The sequence below is a fragment of the Pseudarthrobacter siccitolerans genome (assembly GCF_030823375.1).
Classification (GTDB): domain Bacteria; phylum Actinomycetota; class Actinomycetes; order Actinomycetales; family Micrococcaceae; genus Arthrobacter; species Arthrobacter siccitolerans_A.
This window is the reverse complement of record NZ_JAUSXB010000001.1, coordinates 1,243,425-1,267,991: the sequence shown is the minus strand read 5'-3', so window position 1 is coordinate 1,267,991 and position 24,567 is coordinate 1,243,425. Positions and strand designations below refer to the sequence as shown.

The following is a 24,567-nucleotide window of genomic DNA, read 5'->3' as shown; positions in this document are numbered from 1 at the left end:
AAGGGATACGCCTTGGCGGAACCACTTGACCGGTACGATGCCGACCTCACCACTCCCGACATGGTGATCCTGGAGCTGGAGGCAACGGACAAGGCAGACGCCGCCACCCAGCTTGCGGAAAGGCTCTTCGCCGCCGGCCGGGTATCGGACCTGCCCGGGTTCCTGCAGCACGTCAACGCACGGGAGCACCAGCTGGCCACCGGGCTTCCGGGCGGCATCGGCCTGCCCCACGCCCGCAGCGAATACGTGTCCCGCACCTCGATTGCTGTGGGCATCACCAAGTACGGGCACGCGCTGGACTTCGGTGCCGCCGACGGCCCGGCCACGGTGATCCTGCTGATCGCCACCCCGGCCAGCTCGTTCTCGGACCACCTCGAAGTCCTGGCCACCCTGGCCCGTTCGCTGTCCAAGGAGTCCTTCCGCGAATCGCTCCGGCGTGCCTACGACGCCGAAGTTATCTCCGAGCTCATCAATTCCAGCCTGGTGTTTTTCGACCACTGACGCCCTGGCCCGGCCATCTGGCGTTTAGTTGTTCTACAGCGGGACGAAGTACGGTTAAGACGTGTGGAAAACTGCCCTCAAGCCCCGATGGATCGCAGGCTTTGTTTTTGCGATCGTACTATCCGGGGTCTTCGTGCTGCTCAGCCAATGGCAGTTCGGCCGCTCCACCCAGCCGGAAGCCCCGGTGAACCCGGCCACCGAGCAGGTACAACCCCTCACCGAAACGCTTGAGCCCGGGGACTTTTTCCACGGGACCGACGCCGACCAGATGGTCAGTGCGCAGGGCACCTACGACCCCGCCAAGCAGGTCCTGGTCCCGGGCAGGCTGCACGACGGCAAGACAGGCTACTGGGTGGTTTCCGCCTTCGCCGTTTCCGGCGCCCCCGCCCTCAGCGGCGTTGCCGCCTCTCCGCAAACGTGGATTCCGGTGGCCCGCGGATGGGTGGCCGATCCCGCCGATGCCGGCACCCCGCCGTCGGGCAATGTTGAACTCACAGGGCGGCTCCTGCCGTCCGAGGCACCGGTGGCCGGCACGGCAGCCGCGTCCGGGCAGGCCACAGCGGTGTCGGTGGCGGAACTCATCAACTACTGGGACGTCAGCAGCTATCCCGGCTTCGTGGCTGCCACCGCGGAGGTGGCCGGCGGCGTGGACGTCAGTGCCGCCGCGGTGCGGGGAGACATCCTTCCGCTCGGGATCGGTCCGCAGCCGCCCGCCCAGAAAATCAACTGGCTCAACCTCTTCTACTCACTTGAATGGGTTGTCTTCGCCGGCTTCGCGCTCTTCATCTGGTGGCGGCTGGTTAAGGACGACTACCACCGGGACCTCGAAGAAGCCCTCGACGAGGCCGGGGACAGCCATCCACCTTCGAAGCCAAGCCAGCACCAGCACCCTGAACCGAACCAGCAAAAGGTAGAACCATGATTGATCCCAAACCGGCCAGCCCCGCAGGCAGTAACACTGCCGGCAACGCCAGCGGCAAGGCGTCCGGCAGGAAGCGCCGTTTCGGCGGCACCGAGGCGCAGATCCGGTCCGCCCTGAAGTTCTACAAGGTGCTGGCCTATCTCACGGGCACCATGCTGCTGCTGCTCTGTGCCGAGCTGATCGCCAGGTACGGGTTCGGACAGTACCTCTTCGCCGGCGGCACCAGCGCCGTCACGGGCCAGCTGTTCGGCTTCGGCTTCGCTGACGCGGAACCCCAGGGCGTGCTGGGCGGCGTCAACCTGTCCGTGGCCATCCTCATTGTCCATGGCTGGATGTACGTGGTGTACCTGGTCTCCAACTTCCGGCTGTGGTCGCTGATGCGGTGGCCGTTCCTGAAGTTGGTCCTGCTGGCACTGGGCGGCGTTATTCCGTTCCTGTCCTTCATCGTGGAGAAGAAGGTCCATGCCGAGGTGGAGGCCGAACTCGCGGCCAACCCCCAGGCACCCCAGCGGTACTGATTGGCCACTGCGGCGCTGCCTGCCCGCGCTGTTGCCTGGCGCGCTGTTGCCTTGCGGGGAGTGCTGCGTCACAGCGCGGCTTCTCAAGGTGCGCCGGTCCAACGGCGCCAAGTAGGCTAGTACGGTGACTACTCCCACTGCATCCCAGACTTCCCAGAAGCCGGTGCTGGTTGTTGACTACGGTGCCCAGTACGCGCAGCTGATTGCCCGCCGCGTCCGGGAAGCAAATGTGTATTCGGAAGTGGTTCCGCATACCTACACAACCGAGCAGCTCCTGGCCAAGAACCCCGCCGCCATCATCCTTTCCGGCGGCCCCTCCAGCGTCTACGCTGACGGCGCCCCCAGCGTCGGGGCCGACCTGTTCGAAGCCGGTGTTCCCGTCTTTGGGATCTGCTACGGCTTCCAGGCCATGGCCAACGCCCTGGGCGGCAAGGTGGACAAGACCGGGCTGCGGGAGTACGGCTCCACCGAAACCACCATCCTCGGCGAGGGCCGCTCTGTCCTGGAGGGCATGCCGCAGCACCAGAAGACCTGGATGAGCCACGGCGATTCCGTCCATGAGGCACCGGACGGCTTTGAAGTGCTGGCGACGACGGCGGGTGCTGAAGTTGCTGCTTTCGCCAACGAGGAGAAGGGCCTCTTCGGCGTGCAGTGGCACCCCGAGGTCAAGCACTCCGCCTACGGCCAGCAGGTCCTGGAAAACTTCCTCTTCAAGGGCGCCCGGCTGGAACCCAACTGGACCACCGGCAACATCCTCGAGGAGCAGGTGGAGCGCATCCGCAAGCAGATCGGCGATGCCCGGGTCATCTGTGGCCTTTCCGGCGGCGTGGACTCCGCAGTTGCCGCAGCCCTCGTCCAGCGCGCCGTCGGCGACCAGCTGACCTGTGTGTTCGTGGACCACGGCCTGCTGCGCGAAGGCGAAGCCGAGCAGGTGGAACGCGACTTCGTCGCCGCCACCGGCGTCAAGCTCTACGTCGCCAATGAGCAGGAGCGGTTCCAGGCTGCCCTGGCCGGCGTCAGCGATCCGGAAACGAAGCGCAAGATCATCGGCCGCGAGTTCATCCGTGCGTTTGAAGAAGCTGAACTGGCCATCATTGCCGAGGCGGCTGCGCACGGCGAAAAGATCAAGTTCCTGGTCCAGGGCACGCTGTACCCGGACGTCGTCGAATCCGGCGGCGGCGAAGGTGCCGCGAACATCAAGAGCCATCACAACGTGGGCGGGCTCCCGGAGGACCTGCAGTTCGAGCTCGTGGAGCCGCTGCGCGCCCTCTTCAAAGATGAGGTCCGTGCCGTCGGCGCCCAGCTGGGCCTGCCGCAGGAGATCGTTGGCCGCCAGCCCTTCCCGGGTCCCGGACTTGGTATCCGCATCGTCGGTGAAGTCACCAAGGAGCGGCTGGACCTGCTGCGCAAGGCCGACGCGATTGCCCGTGCCGAGCTCACCGCAGCCGGACTGGACAACGACGTATGGCAGATGCCGGTGGTCCTCCTGGCCGATGTCCGCAGCGTCGGTGTCATGGGGGACGGCCGCACCTACGGCCACCCCATCGTGCTCCGTCCGGTCTCCTCCGAGGACGCCATGACGGCGGACTGGTCACGGCTGCCGTACGAACTCCTTGCCAGGATCTCCAACCGCATCACCAACGAGGTGGAAGGCGTCAACCGCGTGGTGCTCGATGTCACCAGCAAGCCGCCGGGAACCATCGAATGGGAATAGCAGCATGAGTGGCCGGCCTCAGTTCAAGAGGCCGGCCATCGCTGTTTCTTCCCCGAAATCCTCGGCAATTTAGCTCGCCCCAGTGTTGCGGTCTCTCAGTCCGGCGCCGAAGCGGCTACTCTCGAATCTATGCCGGTATGGTCCAGGGCGTCACGCGCAAGCGCAGAAAAGAAGGCAGTAGTGTCAGTTGGTCAAGGCCACCCGGAAGGCTCGGAGGAGCTCCGTAAATGGCTGTCCGGGCTCAAACCCGTCACCGGGGCGGACACAATGCTGCGCTTCACCAAGACGCCCGAAGGCTCCATTGACCTGACCCACGCCCACCCGTCCGGCCTGGCCCAGCTGATGGCGGGGCGCCGTACCAGGCTCTCCACGCTCATCCGGGACCGCCAGCAGTACGTGGTGGCGGCCCGCGCCTCCCGGAACATCCGGTCCAAGATCTTCGAGCTTGCCAACGATCGCGGCATCGACGCCGGATACCTTTCGGCAGGCACGGTGGTATGGACGTCCGCCGTCGGCGGCAAGCCCCAGCGCATCTCCGCGCCGGTGATGCTCACGGCGATTTCCCTCACCGTCCGTCCCGGCGAGGACGACTACGAACTGCAGCTGACCGAACAGGCCCATATCAACCCCGCGCTGGTACGGCACCTGAAGAACGTTCACGGCATCGTCTTCGATGTCAACGCCGTCACCCGGCTCGCCTACAGCACCGCCCGGTTTGATCCGCAGCCCGTCCTGGACCGGCTGGCGACGCTGATCAGGCCCATCCACGGGGCCGAGGCCCAGCACAACCTGCTGGTGTCCACGTTTGCGGACCTCTCCGGAAACCTGGACGATCCGTGGATCAACGACTCCAACCCCATCGTGTCCGCCCTTGCCACTGCGGCAGGCGGCGAAGTGGTGGACGTAGAGGAACCGGATCCCGCACGGTTCCCCCCGCTGGACAGCAGGCACCCCAGCGACGAGATGCTCCTGCTGGACGCCGACGTCGACCAGCAGTACGTTATCGACGCCGCCCGCGCCGGCGATTCCCTGGTGGTCAGCAGCCCTCCCGGGACCGGCCAGACCCAAACCGCCCTCAACACCATCGGCGCCCTGGTGGACGCCGGAAAGACCGTCCTGGTGGTGGGCGACCGCCGCGCCAGCCTCAACGAGGTGTCCAGCCAGCTGGAAACTTTGGGCCTTGAGTCCATCCTGTTCCAGTTATCCGGGAACGTTACTCCCCAACAGTTGAAAGGGCAGCTGGTCCGCGCGATTGTCCGGAACGAAAAATCCCTGGAACCCCAGCTGGGGAACCTGTACAACACGCTGACGGAGCACCGGCACGCCCTGATGGACCACGTGGCGTCGCTGCACAACGTCCGCCAGCGCTGGGGCTGCTCGCCCTACCAGGCCATGCAGTCACTGGCTGAGCTCACGTCGATCCATCCGGCGCCCGCCACCACTGTCCGGCTGAAGCGGAGTGTCCTGGACAGCATCCGGGACCGCGACGAGCTGGCTGAGCGGCTCCGCCGGGCCGCGGAGCTGGGCAGCTTCAGCAAGGCGTCAACCACCAGCCCCTGGCACGGTGCACGGCTCCTCACCCGCAAGGAAACAGAGGAGGCCCAGGACCTGGTCCGGTCCGTCGAAAAGAGCCTGCCGGCCCTGCGTGAACGCATGAACGCCGTGGCGGAGCATGCCGAGATCCGGCTGGGCGCCTCCTTCGCCGAATGGGGCGAACAGCTTGAGCTCCTGATGGCTGTGCGGGGAAGCCTGGACAAGTTCACCCCGGATATCTTCGACAGGCCTGTCACCGACCTCATTTCAGCCACCGCGCCGTCAGCCTGGCGCCGGGAGCGCGGCATCGAATTGACCGCCATGCAGCGGTCGCGGCTGCGCAGGGTGGCCAAGGAATACGTCCGGCCGGGCGTCCATATTGCCGATCTCCACAGTTCCCTGGTCCTGGTGCAGGAACAGCGTGCGTTGTGGGCCGGCTATGCCACCACCCAGCGCCACCCTGCGGTTCCGTCCGGGCTCGCCGAAATCAGCGCCATGTACCGTGCCCTGGACGGTGAGCTGGCCCAGCTCGGTGAAGCGCTCCGGCACACCGGGGCCGGCGGCGAACTGTCCGGTGTCCGGTACGAGGAGCTCATGGAGCGGCTCGAGCGGCTCGTGGCGGACACCGATACCCTCAAAACCCTGCCTGAGCGCACCCTCCTGATCGAGAATATGCGCGAGCACGGGCTGGGCGAGCTCCTGGCCGACCTGGCCGAGCGCGAGGTGCCGGCGCATTCGGTGGCGGCAGAACTTGAACTGGCATGGTGGCAGTCGGCGCTCGAGGCCATGATCAGCGGCGACGACTACCTGGCCATGTCCGACGGTGATGCCCTGCGGCAGCTCGAGGCCGAATACCGGCTGGCGGACAACGCCCATATCGCCAGCGGCGCGGCACGGCTTCGCTGGGACCTGGCCGAACGGTGGCGTGCCGCCATCGCCGCCCACCCCCGCCAGGCCGACCTGCTGCGGAGCCTGCTCAAGGACGGCCGGGTGTCACTCCCTGCACTGACTGCGCAGGCGCCCGACCTGATCGGCACCCTGGTGCCCGTCTGGTCCGTCAGCCCCTACCTGATGACCGGCCTCCTGCCCGCCGAACAGCACTTCGACGCTGTGGTGATCCTGGATTCCGAGGCAACCTCGCTCCAGGCCGTGCTTCCGTCCATCGCGCGCGCCCGTCAGGTGATCGCTTTTGGTGACGCCATGATCGCCAGCCCGCGGACCTTCACCGTGGGCGTGGAGCGGCTGGCGGCAGGGGAGACGGCCCACCAGCGGGTGGAAAGTGCTTTCAAGGCGCTGTCCGCGGTGCTTCCAGTGTGGCGCCTCAACTTCGTCTACCGCGCGGTGGACGAGGACCTGGTCCTGCAGCTCAGCAAGAACTTTTACGACGGCGGCCTGCGGCGGCTGCCCGAGGGCCAGTCCGCCACGGGCCTGGACCGGGCACTCCTGGTGGAGTACCTGCCGGACGGCACCGGCCTTCCCAGTGCCGACCACGAAGGCGTGGAGTCGGTGGTGGCCGAGGTTAACCGCGTGGTGCAACTGGTCTTCGAACACGCCCGGACCCGTCCCCGCACGTCCCTGGCCGTGGTGACCGCCAGCCTCCGCCATGCCGCAAGGATCGGTGAATCCATCCGGCTGCAGCTGCCCAACCATCCGGGCCTGGCAGGATTCTTCGGCGCCGGTCCGGAGTCCTTCCGCGTGGTCGACCTGGAACGCGCCCAGGGACTGGTGCGCGACCACGTCATCTTCTCTCCGGGCTTCGGCCGCACACCCCACGGCCGTGCGCTCCACAACTTCGGTCCGCTCTCCGCAGAAGGGGGCAGGGAGAAGTTTGCCCTGGCCATGACCCGGGCACGGCGGTCCATGCACGTGCTCACCTGCTTCCGGCCCGAGGACCTGGACCACACCCGGCTGGCGCACGGCGCCGTGGACCTGTACTCGCTGCTGGACCGCGAGATCTCGGGCAACACGGACCTCGGAACTCCCGCGTCACGCGCTGCCGCCAGCGAGCAGGCCCTGGGCGCCGATCCTTTGGTGGCTGACCTCGGGGACAGGCTGCGGGCACGCGGCGCGCGGGTATGGCACCAGTACGACGGTGCCATCGACGTGGTGGCCGCTGCCGATCCGCTCGGCACCATTGGCCAGGAGGACGCAGACCTGCCGTGGCCGGTGGCCATCGAGTCCGACGGCACCGAACAGTACCGGACCACGAGCGTGCGTGAACGGAGCCGGCTTCGCCCGCAGCTGCTGGAGCGGCTGGGCTGGCGGTACATGCCGCTGTGGACCATTGAAGTGTTCACTGATCCGTCGGCCTGCGCCGACCGCATTGCCGGATACCTGGGCCTTGAGCGCGTTGTTCTTCCGGGCCGGGCGGACACGTCCGCCGGGTTCCTGGACGACGACGTTGACCAGGCGCTCAACGGCATTGATGCCGGAGAGCAGAGGTCCCGGCGCAGTAACAGCCCGGACCAGTACGTGGCCGGCGGGGACCGGGGCCATCTGCAGGTAAAGCATCAGGACAGCAAGGAGGCGGTCCGCGTGGCCACCGAAGACAAGAACAACGACTCCGGGCAGGAACCGCCCGTCCCGGCCGGGCCTGCACCGGAGGAGGGCCAGGACCAAGGCCAGGATCAGGGCGGTGACCAAGGCCAGGACCAGGGCGATGACCCGGGACGGAGCCTGGTCAAGGACCAGGGCCAGACCGGCGCCGCCGGCATTCTGCCCACCAAGGCTGCCGAAGATGACCCTCGGCGCTGGGGCGATACGGATGAGGACCACGATGCCTGGTTGAAGGAACAGAAGCCGCCGCACTGGGGCTGAGAGCACGCGCACCCCGGCGTCCGCTCGCAATGGCCGCACGTACCCCCTAGGGTCCGACCAGGACAAAGAAGAGCTTCCCCTGAGTTGAGGCGCCGGCCAGTCGTGCCGCCTGCCCGGCGCTTGCCGCTACCACGATGAGTCCATCCGTTTCGGCGGTTGCGAGCCACTGCCCGCTCGAGCCGCCCTTGCCGGAGGTCCAAAGTACCGGTACAGCTGTTGCCAGGACTTCTGATGGCGACTGCTGGTCGAAGCCGTTGGCGTCTGTAAGCACCACATTGACAAGCTGCCCGGGCGAGACTAGCTGGATGGATGACGGGTCCGCCATTCGAAGAGGCACTGCGGCTGAACCCGGAGGTGTGCCTGCCAGCAGTCCCGGACCGAGCAGCTGGGCGTCCGTGAGAAGCTGGCCCTTGCGCAGCGGAGCCGCCAGCTGCTTGCCGGCCACGTGAGCTGCCTGGTCCAGGAAACCCGCAGCCATCATGCCCGGCGGGACCTGCACACTGGCAAGGTCAGACGGCGCCAGCGCCGCGCCGGCCGGGAGGTCCCTGGCGGCAGCAACTGCGGTTACGGTCTCAACGGGTGCAGGGGTGAGCTGGTGGACGCTGATCGCGGCCGCCAGGCACAGCAGCAGGGCCGCGGCCAGCCGGCGGTTCCGGCCCAGCCATCTGGCAACACGGGCAGTTCCGGGCCGGCGGCGGGAGCCGCGGGGACTGCGGGGGCCGCGCGGGTAGCGGGAAGCACCACTGCCGGAGCTGGGGAGGTTTGCAGGCATGCGCCAACGCTAAGGCCGGCCGCAATGCCGGTACCAGGCGTAAGGCGCCCTATGTGGACAAACGGGCCGGCCGGCGTCGTACGGTGCTGCTGGGAGGCCCTTAGCTGGCAGCCGCAGCAGGCGCGGAAGCGGCGGGTGCCGCAGCCGGAGCCGGCGTTGAGGATGCGGCCGGGGCGGCCGAGACGGTGCTTCCCTTGGCGTCCCGGGAATCGGTGCGGTAGAAGCCGGATCCCTTGAAGACAACGCCCACGCTGTTGAATTTCTTGCGCAGTGTCCCCTGGCACTCGGGGCACGAGGTCAAAGAGCTGTCCGAAAACGACTGGACGATGTCGAAGGCATGGCCGCAATCTTTGCAGGCGTACGCATACGTTGGCACTTGTGCTCCTCCTCTTGGGCAAAACGAGAGGTCCCGTGCTGCCCGGCCGGAGGGTCCGTCCGTTAGCAGTCGCAGGGCCTGAGTGCTAATTCTATCATCCCCCGCAGGACCAGTGGAGTTGGACTTAGCCGCCGGCCAAGGACCGGAATCCTGACGGTGCCAGGATGGCCGGAACGGGACGGTCGAATTCCTCCTCGGGAATCTGCCCCGCGGGGAGCAACTCCTCGTCGTAGATAACGGCAGCCAGCGGGATATTCTTCCCGGCTGTGGCCAGATGGCCCAGGAACTTGTCGTAATAACCCCCGCCTTGCCCGATCCTGTTGCCTGTCACGTCAACTGCTGTCGCGGGGATAAACAGGGCGGCAGCCGTGGCTGCCACGTCCGGCCCGTGCCGCTCACCCCTGGGCTCGAGGATGGGAGCGAACCGGCTCTGCTCCAAGCCCGCGTCAGGGTCCCAGAAGACCCAGGCCAGTTCCCGCCCCGGCTCGCAGACAGGAAGCAGGACCCTGTGGCCGTTGTGATGGAGCGTGCTGATCAGCGGAAGCGTCGGAGGTTCCACTCCTACGCCGAAATAGACGCAGACCGTGGCCGGTGCTCCGCCGGTCAGGGAGCCGGCCCAGGCTGAGCCGTGGCGCGCAAGGGCAGCGCCTGCCGCCTCAAGCTGCCGGGGAGTCATCGTTGCCCGCCGTTGGCGGTGTGCCGTGCGGATCCTGTTCTTGACAGCCTTGGCATCCTCCAGCACGTCTTTCCTCCATCACTCGCCCATGCGGCGGCTTCGCTGCTGCCGGGGGTCCGGCAGCCCTTCAATAATTACTGATTGCTTGACGCTGACGTTAGATTAGTCGGGTGACTACCAGTAACCCCAGAGTTCGCAAAGCAGTTATACCCGCAGCCGGACTCGGCACCAGGTTCCTGCCTGCCACCAAGGCCATGCCCAAGGAAATGCTTCCGGTCGTGGACAAGCCTGCCATCCAGTACGTGGTTGAGGAAGCCGTGCATGTGGGCCTCAACGACGTCCTGATGATCACCGGGCGGAACAAGCGGGCCCTGGAAGACCACTTTGACCGCGTTCCGTCGCTGGAGTCCACCCTCGAAGGCAAAGGGGACGCGGAAAAGCTGGCATCCGTCCAGGCCGCCAGCAACCTCGGCGACATCCACTACGTCCGCCAGGGTGACCCGAACGGCCTGGGCCACGCGGTCCTCCGGGCCAGGCAGCACGTCGGCAACGAAGCCTTCGCGGTCCTTTTGGGGGACGACCTGATTGACGCCCGCGACGAACTGCTCAGCACCATGATTGATGTGCACGCCAAAACGGGCGGCTCCGTCGTCGCCCTGATTGAGGTGGAGCCGTCCCAGATCAGCGCCTATGGCTGCGCCGACATCGAGGAGATCGACGGCGAGGGCTACGTCCGCATTAACAGGCTGGTCGAAAAGCCGGCCGCCGGGGAAGCTCCGTCCAACCTGGCGATTATTGGCCGGTACGTTCTCCACCCCGCAGTTTTCGATGTCCTGGAACGTACTGGTCCGGGCCGCGGCGGCGAAATCCAGCTCACCGATGCCCTGCAGGAACTCGCGTCCGGAGAGGGCGAGGGGCAGGGCGTTTACGGGGTGGTCTTTCGGGGACGCCGCTACGACACCGGGGACAAACTGAGCTACCTGAAGGCCTGCGTCCAGCTCGCCATTGACAGCGACGATCTTGGTCCCGGCCTTCGCGAATGGCTGCCGGGCTTCACCGCCGGCCTGTCCAAGTAGTCCCGTGCGCCCCGGCCCTATCTGGCCCGTCACCCTGGAGTGCGGCGACCTGGTCCTTAGGCCCATCCGGTACCGGGACAAAAAAGAATGGACGGAAGTACGGGCCCGCAACGGCGAATGGCTGGCGCCGTGGGAGGCCTCGAACCCGGATCCGGCCGGTGGGCTGCCCGACTACCGCCAAATGGTCCGTTCCCTCAACGCCCAGGCCGCCCAGGCCACCGCGCTTCCCTTTGTGATTACCGAACGTGTCCCGGCAGCCCGGAATCCGGTGATTGTCGGCCAGCTGACCGTTTCGTCGATCGTCTGGGGCTCGGCCATGATGGCCACGCTGGGCTACTGGGTTGACCGGGCCCGGGCCGGGCAGGGGATAGCGCCCACCGCCGTGGCGCTGGTGACCGATCATTGTTTCCGCACCTTAGGACTGCACCGGATGGAAATCAACATCCGGCCCGAAAACGGGCCCAGCCTGCGGGTGGTGGAAAAGCTGGGCTTCCGGGATGAGGGATACCGGCCGCGCTATCTGCACATTAACGGCGAGTGGGCTGACCACCGCTCGTTTGCACTGACCTCGGAGGAGGTTCCGGAGGGGCTGCTGAACCGGTGGCTCGCTACCCGCGCGTCATAAATCCAATCATTTGCCAGCCGCGCCACGACACACCGTGGCGAATGCGGCTGCAGCCGTCGTGTTGCTCATACGGTTTTGAGTGTGGACTTCCCCCTTAGCAGCTCCGTGATCCTTGTGGTTGCCGTTGTGCTCTGGATTGTGTGGGTTGCCCCCTACGTCCTCCGGAACCGCCGGCACCAGTTCCAGGCCGTCGGCGATTTCCTGGCAGACACACCTGCCGAGGATGTGCCAGACCCGCGAGCGGGGCTGGTCTTGAAGCTCGCCGCCCAGCAGGAGAAAGCCATGGACACCAGGAAGAGCACCGGATCCGCTACGGCAACAGGCAGCACCGCCACCGCTGGCCATTTCAAAATCCGCTACGGCCGCACGGCGATTGCCCTGGCGGGACTGCTTTCCCTGCTGACCGCGTTTGTCTCTGCCGTGCTGCTGGCTTTCGGGCTGGGAAGCCCCGTGCTTCCATTGGCCTGCGCCGCCCTGGCCGTGGCGTCCGTGGTCCTGCTCCGCAGGCTCGCCATCCGTGACCGCAAGGCCAAGGTAAACGCTGCATTCCGTTCCGCGATGGCGGCGCCGGCCGCGAGGCCCGCAACGGCCCAGGTGCCGCCGAAGCCTGAGGCTGTGCCTGCGCGTGCCGAAAGCCCCCTTTTTGATGCCGAAGCTGACCGGCCGAAGATCAAGCCGCTGACGGCAACGGAACTCCGTGAGGCAGCACTGGCCGTCGCGGTGGCAGCCGGTGACACCAGTGCTGTCCAGGCCGCGCCGGGCACCACCTGGGAGCCCGTGGAGGTGCCCAAGCCGGTTTACGTCGCGGCGGCAAAGGCTGAACGTCCGGCACCGGAGCCCCTTGAGCTGCCCGAGGCGCCCAAGGCCACAGGCAAGCCGTCCCTGAAGCAGGGCGCCGCCGTCGTCCCCGCCGTACCGGCCGCCGAAGCCCAGCAGCTCACCAAGGCGCAGAGCGCGCTCAGCAATCTCGACGACGTCCTGCAGCGCCGCCGCGCGTGACCCTTTGCTGAGGCGGCCGGGTATTCCGGCCGCCTTTTGCATGCCAGTTGGCATTGGGCGCGGAAAATTTGTAGCCTAGGGTCACCGGTGCCGCACAGCAGCTGCAGGGCGGCTCGTTCCGGGGTTATAGCTCAGTTGGTAGAGCGCTTCGTTCGCATCGAAGAGGTCAGGGGTTCGAATCCCCTTAGCTCCACAAAATTTCTTCCCAGCCAGCGCCTCTACAGCCAGCCCTTCTTCTTGAAGACTGCATACATGGCCGCGGCCGTGGCCGCCATCAAAACGATCGCCAGCGGGTAGCCCAGGTCCCAGTGGAGTTCGGGCATGTGGTCAAAGTTCATCCCGTAGACACCGGCCACGAAGGATGGCGCGAAGAAGATGGCAGCCCAGGAGGAAATCTTCTTCACCTGTTCGTTCTGTTTGGCGCTGGCCTCGTTCTGCCGGTTGGCGGTGAGGGTGCCGTCCAGTGTGAGGGCGTTCTGGAGCAGGTCCCGGAAGGAGTCGGCCCGGGAGATGACCCGCTCCACATGGTCCTCCACATCGCGCAGGCTGTGCCGGAGGTCGGTTTCCACATCGTATTTTTCGAACCCGCGCTTGAGCTGGTGCATCATGTCCGGCAGCGGGTGGATGGCACGCTGGAACTGGATCACTTCCCGCGCAAGTTCGTAGATACGCCGCGACACGGCGCTGTCTCCGCTGAACAGCTGGTCTTCAATCTCGTCGATGTCGTTCTCAAGCCCCGCCACCACAGGCCCGTAGTCATCCACCACGCGGTCCAGCAAGGCATACAACACAGCCTCGGGTCCGTGCCGCAGCAGATCCGGCCTGCTTTCCAGCCGCTGCCGTACCCGTGCCACCCCCGCCGTCTCCGCATGCCGGACAGTGACCACGAAGTTCTTGCCCGTGAAAATATGCAGCTCACCGAACTCCACCGTCTCCGTCGCGTCCAGGTACCGCGCGGGCCGAAGTACCGTAAACAGGGCGTCCTCGTACCGCTCGAGCTTGGGTCGCTGGTGCGCCGAGATGGCGTCCTCCACGGCCAGGGAGTGCAGCCCGAACTCCGTGGCCACCGCCGCCATCTCCTCGGCGGTGGGCCGGTAGAGGCCGATCCATGCCATGCCACCGTGCTGCGCCAGCGTCTCGAAGGTCTGTTCCAGGCTGTCAGGCTCGGCATGCCGGACGCCGTTGACATAAACGGCGTTGTCGATGATCGTCATTCCCGAAATCCTAGCCGTCCGCGCCTTCTCCGCCGGCGCGTGAGGACTTGGCGGGAACGTGTTGGCCCGCCGCGGACGCCTTGGTGAGGCCGCTGATCAACGGCTCTGTCCGGTAAGGGATATGCGTATGCAGCGCCAGGACGGTTTCCGTCCTGATGACGCCTTTAATCCTGAGCACCTGGCGCAGGGCAGCCTGAAGGTTGTGGGTATCGGTTGCCACCACCCGGCACCAGACATCGCCCCGCCCCGAAATCTCGTGCACTTCCAGGACCTGCGGAATCAGCCGCAGTGCGCCCACCACCCCGTCCAGCTCACGGTGGGACACCTCGATGGTCACAAAGGCCACCACGTCGTATCCCACAGCCTCCAGGTCCACCTCACGGCCGCCGGACCGCAGCACCCCCGTCCGGAGCAGGCGCCGGACGCGCGACTGGGCAGTGTTGCGGGCAACGCCGAGGGAATCACTGAGCTCCCCGATCTGGATTCTCGGGTCGCGGATCAGTTCCAGGAGGATTTTCAGGTCCGTGGCGTCCAGGTTGTTCAAATGATCACTCTCCATCACTCACGCAGCTCTATTTTGATGATCCTGCTCAATACTGGCAGCCATCGCCGTCCAATAGGGCAATCTTGCTCCACCCTAGAGCTATCCACTATCCATCCGCGCCAGGCTCCCAGAAGGACCACCTGCCGCGGCACCAGCAAAGGCGGCACCATGACGGTCTTCAGCGAGCTCCGTATGCGTCCGGCGCCAGCCACCACCGCAGGGTGGGACGCGTCCACCACGGCGCGCCTGGTGTTGGCCGGCGCCGTCATTTTCACGCTCCTGGTGGGCGCCAACCTCGCCACGCCCCTGTATCCCCTGCTGCAGGAGCAGCTGGGGCTGTCCCCGCTTGATGTGACGGCCGCCTTCACCACCTACGTCCTGGCTCTGGTGGCCGTGCTGATGCTGGCCGGTCACTGGTCGGACCATATAGGACGCAGGGCCGCCCTTATCCTGGCTGTTGTCGCAGGCCTTTCCGGCGGCTGGCTGTTCGCCGGAGCACACACGCTGGCCGCGCTGTGCGCAGCACGTGCGCTACAGGGAGCTGCGGTTGCCCTCGCCACCGGCGCCAGCGCCGCGGCCCTGCGCGAGTTGCTTCCCGCGCGCCCGGAATGGGCCTCCCGCTTCACCCTGCTGGCCTCAGCGGGAGGAGTGGCCGCGGGCCCCGTCGTCGGCGGGTTGCTGTCACTTCTGCCCGGGGCCACCTCTGCGCCCTACAACGTCCATTCGGCAGTCCTCGCAGCACTCCTGGTCCCGCTGTACCTGCTGCGGGCCCGCCCCGCCATCCAGCCGCCCGCAGGACCAAGGCCGCTGCAACTGCTCGCACCGCGCCGTCCCTCCGTCACGCGGGAGGCGCGGGGCGCCTTCTGGCTCGCGTCCGGCGTCGGCTTCCTCAGCTTTGCGGTCTTCGGTTTCTGCCTCTCACTGGCTCCCGGCTACTTTGCCCGGATCCTTGCGGTGGAGAGCCGCCCCCTGATCGGCCTGCTGGCCTGCCTCACGCTGGCGGCATCGGCGCTGACACAGCTGGTCACTGTCCGCAGCCGCTTCGTGGTGCCGGGCGGCCTCGCGGTCCTGGGCGCTTCCGTACTGCTGCTCGGCGCGGCAGGGGCCTGGAACAGTGCCGTACTGCTGGTGGCGGCAAGCCTTGCCGCGGGCCTGGGCCAGGGACTCGCCTTCCGCACCGTTTTTAATGATGTGGCCGGCCGGGTGGAGCCCGCCCGGCAGGCCCAGACCATCAGCTCGCTGTACGTCATCACCTACCTGGGCAGCGCCGTGCCGGTGCTGGGCCTCGGCTGGGCCGCCGGCGCCTTCGGCCTGGAACCGTCGGTGGCAGGCTTCGTGGTGCTGTGCGGTGCTGCAGCGTTCATCATGGCCGCCCTCACGCTGCGCCAGGCAGTGCGAAGCCAGGCAGTGCGAAGCCATGCAGTGGGGCAGCGGAGCCAGGGCCAGCCGGGGCCAGACTAGTCCGGCAGCGGCCCGTGGTTGCCCTGGATGTGCTCGAACACCAGGGTGGTTTCCGTATGGCCCACCACGGGGTCTGTGGCCAGGTTGTCCAGTACCCAGTCGCGCAGGTCTTCTGTGGTGGCGACTGCGATGTGCAGCAGGTAGTCCACCGAGCCTGAAGTGTGGAACGTGGACAGCACCGCCGGCAGCTGCGGAACGCGGGCCGTGAAACGGTCGATCTGGTCCCGGTCATGTGCCCGGAGCCGCACCGCAACCAGGGCCTGCACTGATCTGCCGATGGAGGACAGGTTGAGCTTCGCTTCATAACCCTGCACGATGCCCCGCTCCGAGAGGGCCCGGGTCCGCATCAGGGCCGTAGAGGGCGCTATGCCCACCAGTTCCGCGAGCTGCTTGTTGGAGATCCTTGCGTCCGCCACCAGGGCCGCCAGCAGGCGCTCGTCAATGGCATCAAGGGGCTCCAGATGCACTCCCGGCCTGATGTTCCTGGCATTCGTGCTCACGGTGGCTCCTCACAACGTTCCTGCGTTCATCCTAGACGCCCCGCGGCGGCGTTCAGGCCCCTGCTCCCTTGGGTCGTCCTGCTTCCCTGGGATGGACGACGGCGACAGTCACCGCGGTGAGGCAGGCAAGGATCATGACGGCGCCCGCCAGCGTGCTCCAGCCGGAGGACTGGAAGAGCAGCCCCCCGGCCCAACCGATAATGCTTGACCCGAGGTAATAGGCAAGGTTGTACAGTGAGGCCGCCTGGGCCCGGCCGGTGCTGGCGATCGCACCCGTCCACCCCGCACCGATGCTGTGCGCCGCAAAGAACCCGCCCGTGAAAACCACCAGCCCGGCCAGGATCAGCGCCAGTGACGCGGTGAGCGTGAGGGCGAGGCCCGCCGTCGAGAGGGCAAGCCCGGCAAGCAGCACGTTCCGGCGCCCGAAACGCATGGTCAGCCCTGCTGCCCAGCGGGAGGTGAAGGTCCCGGACAGGTAGGCGAGGAACATGAGGCTGACCACGGTGGCTGGCAGCCCGAAGGGTTGACCGGAAAGCCGGAAGCCCAGGTAGTTGTACACGGCTACAAAGCCGCCCATCATCAGGAAAGCCTGGACGTACAGCGCGAGCAGGCGGATATTGCGCAGATGGCCGCCGAGGGTGCGGGCGGCGCCGCGCAGTCCCGCCTTGGCAGCCGTAAACCCCCGGGCGCGCGGCACCAGCACCAGGAAGGCGACTGCGGCGAGCGTGGCGAGTACGGACACGGCCAAGGCAGCGGCGCGCCATCCCCACAGCTCCCCGGCAGGGCCGGCCACCAGGCGTCCGGCAAGCCCGCCCAGCGTGGTGCCGGCAACGTAGCTTCCCGCGGCGAGCGCGGCGTGCGCTTTGGTGACCTCTTCATTCAGGTAGGCAATGGCGATGGCCGGGATGCCGCCCAGGGCCATGCCTTCGAGGAGCCGCAGGCCCAGGAGCAGGGGGAAGCTGGTGGCCAGGGGAACCAGCAGGCCCAGGACGGTGGCCACCGTGATGCCCCAGGCCATTGCCTTGACCCTTCCGATCCTGTCCGCCAGGAAGGACCAGGGGATGACAGTAACCGCCAGCCCGATGGTAGCCAGCGAGATGGTGAGGGCGGCCTCGGCAGCGGTGACCTCCAGGTCCGCGGCCAGGATCGGCAGGACAGCCTGGGTGGAATACAGCTGGGCAAAGGTGGCCACCCCGGCAAAGGCGAGGCCGAGGATGATCCGGCCATACGCCCTGGAGCCTTTCGCATGTCCGTGCCAGCCGGCGTCGGAAGCCAAGGGGCCGGGATGGGGGACACTGTGCTGCATCCGGCAAGCGTAGCCCCGGGTGGACTGACGCTTCCAATGCATCTTTTATGCAAAACTCATAGCAAATACGGAACAATTGGCGTTGGACCGACCACAACCAGGAGGCCGCATTGGAGCACGACCAGAAGCAGCTGGTGCAACTTCTTCCGCTCCTGCCGCTGCTGTCCGAGCTGGGCAGGACACAGCACGTCACCGAGACGGCCGAAGTCCTTGGAGTACCCCAGTCAACGGTGAGCAGGGCATTGTCGCGGGCGAGCGCCGTCGTCGGAACCGAACTGCTGGTGAGGGAGGGCAGGGGAGTCCGCCTCACTCCCGCTGCCCGCTCCCTGTTGCCCTACATCGAGCGGGCGCTGGCGGAATTCCAGGCCGGGCTGGACCTGGTCCGCAGCGAATCGGACGTGGTCCGCGGCAGGATCCCGGTGTCCTTCCAGCACACGTTCGGTGAGTCCACCCTTCCGCTCCTCATCAGCGCATTCCGCAGCCACCATCCCGGCGCCGTCTTCACACTGACCCAGGGAGCACGCGACACCTGCCTGGCCCGGCTTGCGGCCGGTGAATCCGACCTGGCACTGACCGCGCCCGTAGCCGCCGAAGGCCGGAACCTGTTGTCTGCCCTGCTGTACCGGGAGCCCCTGCGCCTGGTGGTCCATCACACCCACGCGCTCGCCGGGCGCAGGCTGGCCTCGATGGCTGACATCCGTGCCGACCCGTTTGTGGCGCTCGGCCCCGGGTACGGGATGCGGTCACTCACCGATGCACTGTTCCGGGAAGCCGGATACCGGCCCCGGATCGCATTCGAAAGCCAGGACACGCACACCGTCCGGGGCCTCGTTTCGGCCGGACTCGGAGTCAGTATCCTGCCTCCGGGCGGGGACGCTCCCGGACGGAACGTCAGCACCGAAACAGGCAACCTGGGCTGGGTGGAGGTGCCCCTTGACTCGGCCCTGGCCTTCCGCGATGTGGGCCTGAGTTGGCGCCAGCGAAATCCCGGCCTGGAACCCCTTGGCGTCCGGCTGTTCCGCGAACTCGTTCTCACCGAGGGGCCGCAACTGCTGGCCGGGCTGGTCCAACGGCGGTCCCGGCTGGCGGGCACCGGCCCGGACGGCGACGAAGCTCCTCCCGCGCCTGGCCAGTAACCTTGTGACGTGACGAACACCGAAAACCCCCATGCCCTGCCCGCCGGTCCGCTGACCCCGCCGCCCAATGCGCCCGGCGGGGTGGTCATCGGCCTGGATATCGGCGGCACCAAGACGCACGGAATCCGGTTCGTGGACGGCATCCCGGTGGCGGATGAATCGGCGGGCAGCTCCAACGTGCAGAACGTCACCCGGGAGGAGGCGGCGCAAAACCTGGCCAGCCTGTTTGTGCGGATAGGCGGTGGCGATGTGTCCTACGTGTACGCCGGGTCCGGGGGCATCGATACGGAAGAGGACGCGGCGGCCCTCGCTGCGCTGATTGAACCGCACGTCCCCGGTGCGCAGATCACGGTGGTGCACGACTCCCGGCTGCTGCTCGCTGCCGGCCATGCCAGCACCGGTGTGGCGGTGATTGCCGGGACTGGGTCAGCGGCTTGGGGCAGGAATGCCGACGGCGGCGAGGCCAGGGCGGGCGGCTGGGGTTACCTTCTGGGGGACGAAGGCAGCGGCTACTGGCTGGGGCGCGAAGCCGTGCGGTACAGCCTGCGGCGGATGAACCAGGGGTTCCCGGTGGACCGGCTCACTGCCGCCCTGCTGCAGTCCTGCGGCGTGGACCACCCGAACCGGCTGATTGCGCTGTTCCATTCCCCGGAAACCGGCCGCCGCTTCTGGGCGCAGCAGGCCCGGCATGTGGTGGAAGCGGCAGCCGGGGGCCACATGGAAGCCCAGGAGCTGCTGGAGCAAGCCGGCCGGGACCTTGCCGCGCTCGCACTCCAGGTGCTGCAGCAGCTGGGCATCCCGGGCCCAGTAATCCTGGGCGGCGGGCTGGGCATGAACGTGCCGCCCCTGCAAAACGCTTTCCGCAAGCACTTGGCAGAGGCCGGGGCGACCGATGTCCGGGTCCTGGAGCAGGAACCCGTCTTCGGCGTGCTGCAGCTGCTGGCGGAACAGGGCTGAGAGGTTAGACGGACCGCTTGCGCGGGGTGAGCCGGACGGCAGGCAACGGCGGAGCGGGAATCCGGCCCGCCTCGGCGCCGGCGTCAGGACCGTGTCCCGGGACCAGCCCATAGCGCGCTGCCGCGGCTTTGCCGTTGGACATGGCGGCCTGGGCTTCCCATTCATCCCGGGCCTGCTCCACTTCCTCGTGCGTGCGGCCCACGAAGTTCCACCACATCAGCAGCTCCTCCTGTAGGGGCTCGCCGCCAATCAGCAGGAACCGCGTGCCCGGCAGCGCCTCAACCTGCAGTTCCCGGCGGCCGATGCCCAGGTAGCCCAGCGGTCCCGGCGGGATGTCCTGCCCGTCCACCGCCAGGCCGCCGTCGAGCACCAGGATGCCATGCTCAAAGTGCTCATTCAGGGGGAGCACGGCGTTGCCTTCGCAGGTAACATCTGCTCCCAGAATGGGCGAATACATCGTGGCGGGGGAGACCACTGCGCCCAGTTCCCCCACCATCACCGTGGCGGTAAAGCCGTCGCCGGCCAGCTTGGGAAGGTCGCGGTGCTGCTCGAACCCCGGCTGCCGGTGCCGTTGCCTGTCCGGCAGTGCCACCCACAACTGGAGGCCGCGCTGCAACGGCAGGCCGCCATCGGGCGGAAGCACGGCGAACTCGGAGTGGGAGACCCCGTGCCCGGCCGTCATGATGTTCAGTTCGCCGGGCCGGACCACCACGTCGCTGCCCACGCTGTCCCGGTGGCGGATAGTGCCGGCCAGCGGCCAGGTCACCGTCTGGAGTCCGATATGCGGGTGCGGAAGGACAGACATGGCGGTACGGTCAGGGCCAAAGCTGTCCAGGAAGCACCACGCCCCGATGGTGGGCAGCCCGCGCTGGGGCAGCGTCCGCTGCACGTTCATGGCCCGCACGCCGCCCAGCGGCACCTCGCGTTCCGGCCACAACTGCAGGCACGGGCCGGAGCTCCCTTCAGGGCTCGCCGGCGGGCAGACTTCCTGCTGGGGGGATACTTCCAAGTTGGTCACCTCCCCACTGTAGGCCGGGTAGGCGTCGTCGGGGTACGCCTGCTGTGCAGCCCGGCGCCGTTCCGTAACAGCAAGGGGCCCATCCGGAGGCACGGTGGCGCCGAATGATTACAGTAGGGATTCCTTTGCCGGAAACCGGGGGTGAAGCAGGTGTTGCCCGGTCCGGTTTGGGTTACCGTAACTATCAGCGTGCTGTGACAATTTTGCGTTGCTTTTTCGAAGCCGTCCAAGAGAACAGGTAAGTCCACCCCATGGACCAGGCCATGATCGAGTTTCAGAGCGTCACCAAGCAGTACCAGGGCGGGCAGCCGGCCGTGGACCAGCTCACGATGTCCATCGGCAAGGGCTCCATCACCGTGTTTGTGGGACCCTCGGGCTGCGGAAAAACCACCTCGCTGCGAATGATCAACCGGATGGTGGAGCCCACCTCGGGTGTCATCACCGTTGGCGGCAAGGACGTCACCTCCGTGCCCGCGGCCGAACTGCGCCGCTCCATGGGATACGTGATGCAGTCCTCCGGCCTCCTGCCGCACCGCTCCGTGCTGGACAACATCGCCACCGTGCCCCGGCTGAACGGAATCCCGAAGTCCGCGGCACGCAAGCGCGCGGAGGAACTGCTCGACGTCGTCGGCCTGGCCAGCGCGCTGGGCAAGCGCTACCCCTCCCAGCTCTCGGGCGGCCAGCAGCAGCGCGTGGGAGTGGCCCGCGCGCTGGCCGCCGATCCGCCGGTCCTGCTGATGGACGAACCCTTCAGCGCGGTGGACCCGGTGGTCCGCGACGAACTGCAGCAGGAGCTGTTGCGGCTGCAGAAGGACCTGGCCAAGACCATCGTTTTTGTCACCCACGACATCGATGAGGCCACGGTCCTGGGCGACAAGGTGGCCGTCTTTGCCACCGGCGGAAAACTGGCGCAGTACGCCACCGCCGAGGAGATCCTGCGGGCTCCGGCGAATGATTTTGTGGCCTCCTTCGTTGGGCGGGACCGGGGCTTCCGCCACCTGGGGTTCACAGCGTCCGACGGCGTCACCGTGCACGAGGTGCCCACCGTGGTCGAGGGAGCCAGCGGCGCCTTTGAGCCCGAACCAGGCGCAGGCTGGCAGCTTGTGGTGGATGGCGCGAGGCATCCCCTCGGCTGGACCGGGCCGGGAAGCGGCACGGGAATCATCCCCGGCGGCTCACTCTTCCGGCCCGGCGAGAGCCTGCGGCGCGCGCTGGACGCGGCCCTGTCCTCGCCGTCGGGGCTGGGCGTGGCCGTGGACTCCGAAGGCAGGGTTCTCGGCGTCGTCAGGGGCGGTGAGGTCCTGGCCCTCATCGAAGAGGCACGCCAGGTCAGGCAGGCTGCACTCTGATGGACTGGTTCCTCGCAAACAGCGGCATGGTCCTGGAACGGGCCGGCCAGCATCTGGCGCTCGCCCTGGTGCCCATGGTCCTGGGGCTGGCGATCTCCATCCCGCTGGCGCAACTGGCGCGCCGCCACCAGGTGCTCCGCTCGGTGGTGCTTACGGCGTCCTCGCTGCTGTACACCATTCCCTCGCTGGCACTGTTTATCATCCTGCCCACCATTCTCGGCACCCGGATCCTTGATCCACTCAATGTGGTGGTTGCCCTGACCATTTATGCGGTGGCCCTTTTGGTCCGCGCTGCCCTCGACGCCTTCGACTCGGTGGACAAGGACGTCAGCCAGGCCGCCGCCGCCATGGGCTACAAACCCCTGGCCCGGTTCCTGCAGGTGGACCTCCCGCTATCCCTGCCCGTGATGTTCGCCGGACTCCGGGTGGTGTCGGTCAGCAACATCTCCCTCGTCAGCGTGGCGGCACTGCTGGGCGTCGGCAACCTGGGCATGCTCTTTACCGACGGACTGCAGCGGGACTTTGTGACCGAGGTGGTGGTGGGGATCGTGGCCATCCTGGTCCTTGCCCTGCTGATGGACGCCATCCTGGTCCTGCTCGAGCGGATCCTCACCCCGTGGGAGCGGGCCGGGGGACGGGGCAGCCGCCCCGGAACGGCCGTTGCAGGAGAGGCAACTGACGCGGCCCTGCGACTGGCCGAGCCAAAGACCGGAGGCGGAAACGCGTGAGCAACGTCTTCACGGATACCTTCGCCTGGCTGGCAGACCCCCTGAACTGGATCGGCACCGCCGGGATTCCGGCAAGGCTGGCCGAACACCTCCAGTACACCGGCCTCGTGATGCTCATTGCTTCCGCCATCGCCATCCCGGCCGGCCTGTATGTGGGGCATACGGGCCGGGGCAGGGTGGCCGTGGTTGCCATCGCCGGCGCCCTGCGCGCCCTGCCCACGCTCGGCCTGCTGACGCTGTTTGTCCTGCTGGCTGGAATTGGACTCATGCCGCCCGTCTGGGCCCTGGTCATCCTCACCGTGCCGCCCCTCCTTGCAGGCACTTACGCGGGGATCTCAAGCGTGGACCGCAACGTGGTGGATGCCGCCCGGGCCATGGGAATGACCGAACTGCAGGTCTTGTTCCGGGCCGAGCTGCCCAACGCGCTGACCGTAATGTTCGGCGGTTTCCGCACCGGCGTGCTGCAAGTGATCGCCACCGTGTCGGTGGTGGCCTACATCAACCTGGGCGGCCTGGGCCGCTACCTGTTCGACGGGCTCGTCCTCAGCGACTTCCCGCAGATGCTGGGCGGGTCGCTGCTCATCGCGGTGCTGGCCATCGCCGTCGACCTTGCCCTGTCCGTTTTCCAGAAGCTGGTCCTGACCCCAGGACCCTCAAAGCAGTCCCACCGCGGCCAGCAGGCCGGGGTCGATCACACAGGCCCCGTCCCCGCGGTGGCTGTGGCACAAGGAGGTAAATCATGAAAGAAAGCCAACTGAGAGGCCTTGGCCGGCGGACGTTCGGCGGCCTGGCCGCCGGGCTTGGCCTGGCGGTGGTGCTCTCCGCCTGCGGCGGATCGTCCAATCCGCTGAGCAATGCCCCCGCCAGCAGCGGCACCGCGTCCGGAGGAACCACTTCGCTGGTGATTGGTTCAGCCGATTTCCCGGAAAGCCAGATCATCGCCGAACTGTACGCCGGAGCCCTCAGTTCCGCCGGCGTCACCGCAACCACCAAGCCGAACATCGGTTCCCGCGAGGTGTACTTCAAGGCGGTCCAGGACGGTTCGGTGGACGTGGTACCGGACTACACCGGCAACCTGCTGCTGCACGTGGACAAGGGAGCTACCGAGATCGCGGCGGACGAGATCGCCAAGGCCCTCCCGGACAAGCTGCCTGACGGGCTCGCCGTGCTCGACGCCGCCAAGGCCGAAGACAAGGACGCCATGGTGGTCACCAAGGCGACCGCGGAGAAGTACCAGCTGAAGTCCATCGAGGACCTGGCGAAGGTCTGCAGCCAGATCGTGGTGGGCGCACCGGCCACCTTCGGTGAGCGCGCCTACGGCCTGCCGGGGCTGAAAAAGAACTACAACTGCGAGCCGAAGAAGCTGGAGCCCTTCAGCGACGGCGGCGGACCGGTGACCCTCAAGGCGCTGCTCGAGGACCAGGTGCAGGTGGCGGACATCTATACCACCACGCCGTCCATCGCCGACAACGACCTCGTGGTCCTGGAAGACCCGAAGAACAACTTCATCGCCCAGCAGGTCGTCCCGCTGTACAACAAGGCCAAGATGACGGACAAGGCAAAGGAAGCCCTCAACTCCGTGTCCCGGATCCTCACCACAGAGGACCTGATCAACCTCAACCGGGCCGTCAGCGGCAGCCAAAAACAGGGCGCCAAGGAAGCGGCTGCGGCCTGGCTCAAGGACAAGGGCATCGTTAAGTAGTAATTGCCCCTGCTTTTGCTAGTAAGGCATTTGCCAGTACGACGGCGGTTGCCGGACTTCGTAAGTCCGGCAACCGCCGTCGTGCTTCCTGACGGGTGGCGCGCCGGCCGATGCCGTCCACCG

At 67.0% G+C, this 24,567-nt stretch carries 23 protein-coding genes and 1 tRNA gene; 16 read left to right on the top strand and 8 right to left on the bottom strand.

All coding sequences use genetic code 11. The features are described from left to right. Positions 1–12 precede the first annotated feature (12 nt). The 5 genes from QFZ36_RS05930 to QFZ36_RS05910 all read left to right on the top strand — a co-directional run bounded on the left by QFZ36_RS05930 (position 13) and on the right by QFZ36_RS05910 (position 8,005). Positions 13–501 (top strand): PTS sugar transporter subunit IIA, encoded by a 489-nt coding sequence (locus QFZ36_RS05930; protein WP_306634695.1) that lies wholly within the window; start codon positions 13–15, stop codon positions 499–501. Between the two features lie 61 nt (positions 502–562). Continuing rightward, positions 563–1,423 carry an SURF1 family protein gene (locus QFZ36_RS05925; protein WP_306634694.1) on the top strand — a complete coding sequence of 287 codons (861 nt, stop codon included), beginning with the start codon at positions 563–565 and terminating at the stop codon, positions 1,421–1,423. Then, the gene (locus QFZ36_RS05920) at positions 1,420–1,941 is read left to right on the top strand and encodes a DUF3817 domain-containing protein (RefSeq protein ID WP_306634693.1); all 522 of its coding nucleotides are present in this window, start codon (positions 1,420–1,422) and stop codon (positions 1,939–1,941) included. Before QFZ36_RS05925 ends, QFZ36_RS05920 begins: the two co-directional genes overlap by 4 nt. 124 nt (positions 1,942–2,065) lie before the next feature. Beyond that, the gene (gene guaA, locus QFZ36_RS05915) at positions 2,066–3,655 is read left to right on the top strand and encodes a glutamine-hydrolyzing GMP synthase (protein WP_306634691.1); all 1,590 of its coding nucleotides are present in this window, start codon (positions 2,066–2,068) and stop codon (positions 3,653–3,655) included. Between the two features lie 129 nt (positions 3,656–3,784). Further along, positions 3,785–8,005, top strand: coding sequence for a DUF4011 domain-containing protein (locus tag QFZ36_RS05910; protein WP_306634685.1), 4,221 nt, complete (start codon positions 3,785–3,787; stop codon positions 8,003–8,005). 46 nt (positions 8,006–8,051) lie between these two features. Here the strand turns inward: QFZ36_RS05910 and QFZ36_RS05905 are convergent, their stop codons facing one another. From QFZ36_RS05905 to QFZ36_RS05895, 3 genes are all read right to left on the bottom strand, one after another. Next, positions 8,052–8,777, bottom strand: coding sequence for an RcpC/CpaB family pilus assembly protein (locus tag QFZ36_RS05905; RefSeq protein WP_306634681.1), 726 nt, complete (start codon positions 8,775–8,777; stop codon positions 8,052–8,054). 100 nt (positions 8,778–8,877) lie between these two features. Further along, entirely contained in the window at positions 8,878–9,153 is a 276-nt protein-coding gene (locus QFZ36_RS05900) for an FmdB family zinc ribbon protein (protein ID WP_306634678.1), read from the bottom strand. A gap of 124 nt (positions 9,154–9,277) precedes the next feature. Next, entirely contained in the window at positions 9,278–9,895 is a 618-nt protein-coding gene (locus QFZ36_RS05895) for a 5-formyltetrahydrofolate cyclo-ligase (protein WP_306634676.1), read from the bottom strand. Between the two features lie 104 nt (positions 9,896–9,999). Here QFZ36_RS05895 and galU point away from each other — a divergent pair, with 104 nt between their 5' ends. From galU to QFZ36_RS05875, 4 genes are all read left to right on the top strand, one after another. Beyond that, the gene (gene galU, locus QFZ36_RS05890; protein ID WP_306634674.1) at positions 10,000–10,905 is read left to right on the top strand and encodes a UTP--glucose-1-phosphate uridylyltransferase GalU; all 906 of its coding nucleotides are present in this window, start codon (positions 10,000–10,002) and stop codon (positions 10,903–10,905) included. 4 nt (positions 10,906–10,909) lie between these two features. Then, entirely contained in the window at positions 10,910–11,530 is a 621-nt protein-coding gene (locus tag QFZ36_RS05885; protein ID WP_306634672.1) for a GNAT family N-acetyltransferase, read from the top strand. 81 nt (positions 11,531–11,611) lie between these two features. Further along, positions 11,612–12,529 carry a hypothetical protein gene (locus QFZ36_RS05880; RefSeq protein ID WP_306634670.1) on the top strand — a complete coding sequence of 306 codons (918 nt, stop codon included), beginning with the start codon at positions 11,612–11,614 and terminating at the stop codon, positions 12,527–12,529. Between the two features lie 120 nt (positions 12,530–12,649). Next, positions 12,650–12,722, top strand: a tRNA-Ala gene (locus QFZ36_RS05875). Between the two features lie 25 nt (positions 12,723–12,747). Here the strand turns inward: QFZ36_RS05875 and corA are convergent. Together corA and QFZ36_RS05865 are read right to left on the bottom strand one after the other, a co-directional pair. Further along, positions 12,748–13,743 carry a magnesium/cobalt transporter CorA gene (gene corA / locus QFZ36_RS05870; protein WP_306634668.1) on the bottom strand — a complete coding sequence of 332 codons (996 nt, stop codon included), beginning with the start codon at positions 13,741–13,743 and terminating at the stop codon, positions 12,748–12,750. A 10-nt stretch (positions 13,744–13,753) separates the two neighbouring features. Beyond that, positions 13,754–14,287 carry an Lrp/AsnC family transcriptional regulator gene (locus QFZ36_RS05865; RefSeq protein WP_306634666.1) on the bottom strand — a complete coding sequence of 178 codons (534 nt, stop codon included), beginning with the start codon at positions 14,285–14,287 and terminating at the stop codon, positions 13,754–13,756. A gap of 168 nt (positions 14,288–14,455) precedes the next feature. Between QFZ36_RS05865 and QFZ36_RS05860 the strand changes: the two genes are divergently transcribed. Then, entirely contained in the window at positions 14,456–15,748 is a 1,293-nt protein-coding gene (locus tag QFZ36_RS05860) for an MFS transporter (RefSeq protein WP_306634664.1), read from the top strand. Here the strand turns inward: QFZ36_RS05860 and QFZ36_RS05855 are convergent. Beyond that, positions 15,745–16,248, bottom strand: coding sequence for an Lrp/AsnC family transcriptional regulator (locus QFZ36_RS05855; protein ID WP_306634663.1), 504 nt, complete (start codon positions 16,246–16,248; stop codon positions 15,745–15,747). The genes QFZ36_RS05860 and QFZ36_RS05855 overlap by 4 nt on opposite strands. A 52-nt stretch (positions 16,249–16,300) precedes the next feature. Then, on the bottom strand, positions 16,301–17,554 hold the full coding sequence (locus QFZ36_RS05850; protein ID WP_306634661.1) for an MFS transporter: 1,254 nt from the start codon (positions 17,552–17,554) through the stop codon (positions 16,301–16,303). A 110-nt stretch (positions 17,555–17,664) separates the two neighbouring features. Between QFZ36_RS05850 and QFZ36_RS05845 the strand changes: the two genes are divergently transcribed. Continuing rightward, entirely contained in the window at positions 17,665–18,690 is a 1,026-nt protein-coding gene (locus QFZ36_RS05845; protein WP_306634659.1) for a LysR family transcriptional regulator, read from the top strand. 9 nt (positions 18,691–18,699) lie between these two features. Continuing rightward, positions 18,700–19,647: an N-acetylglucosamine kinase gene (locus QFZ36_RS05840; protein ID WP_373427023.1), complete on the top strand. Its 948-nt coding sequence runs from the start codon at positions 18,700–18,702 to the stop codon at positions 19,645–19,647. 4 nt (positions 19,648–19,651) lie between these two features. On the opposite strand, the gene QFZ36_RS05835 is transcribed toward QFZ36_RS05840, so the two are convergent. Then, the gene (locus tag QFZ36_RS05835; protein WP_306634656.1) at positions 19,652–20,665 is read right to left on the bottom strand and encodes a pirin family protein; all 1,014 of its coding nucleotides are present in this window, start codon (positions 20,663–20,665) and stop codon (positions 19,652–19,654) included. Positions 20,666–20,916: 251 nt separating this feature from the next. On the opposite strand from QFZ36_RS05835, the gene QFZ36_RS05830 reads away from it, so the two are divergent. From QFZ36_RS05830 to QFZ36_RS05815, 4 genes are read left to right on the top strand one after another with little or no spacing between them, the layout of a single operon-like run. After that, positions 20,917–22,014 (top strand): ABC transporter ATP-binding protein, encoded by a 1,098-nt coding sequence (locus tag QFZ36_RS05830; protein WP_306634655.1) that lies wholly within the window; start codon positions 20,917–20,919, stop codon positions 22,012–22,014. Then, entirely contained in the window at positions 22,014–22,742 is a 729-nt protein-coding gene (locus tag QFZ36_RS05825; protein WP_306634653.1) for an ABC transporter permease, read from the top strand. Before QFZ36_RS05830 ends, QFZ36_RS05825 begins: the two co-directional genes overlap by 1 nt. Further along, the gene (locus tag QFZ36_RS05820) at positions 22,739–23,485 is read left to right on the top strand and encodes an ABC transporter permease (protein ID WP_306634651.1); all 747 of its coding nucleotides are present in this window, start codon (positions 22,739–22,741) and stop codon (positions 23,483–23,485) included. Before QFZ36_RS05825 ends, QFZ36_RS05820 begins: the two co-directional genes overlap by 4 nt. Further along, positions 23,482–24,444 (top strand): ABC transporter substrate-binding protein, encoded by a 963-nt coding sequence (locus QFZ36_RS05815; RefSeq protein ID WP_306634649.1) that lies wholly within the window; start codon positions 23,482–23,484, stop codon positions 24,442–24,444. The genes QFZ36_RS05820 and QFZ36_RS05815 overlap by 4 nt, the downstream gene beginning before the upstream one ends. Positions 24,445–24,567 lie beyond the last annotated feature (123 nt).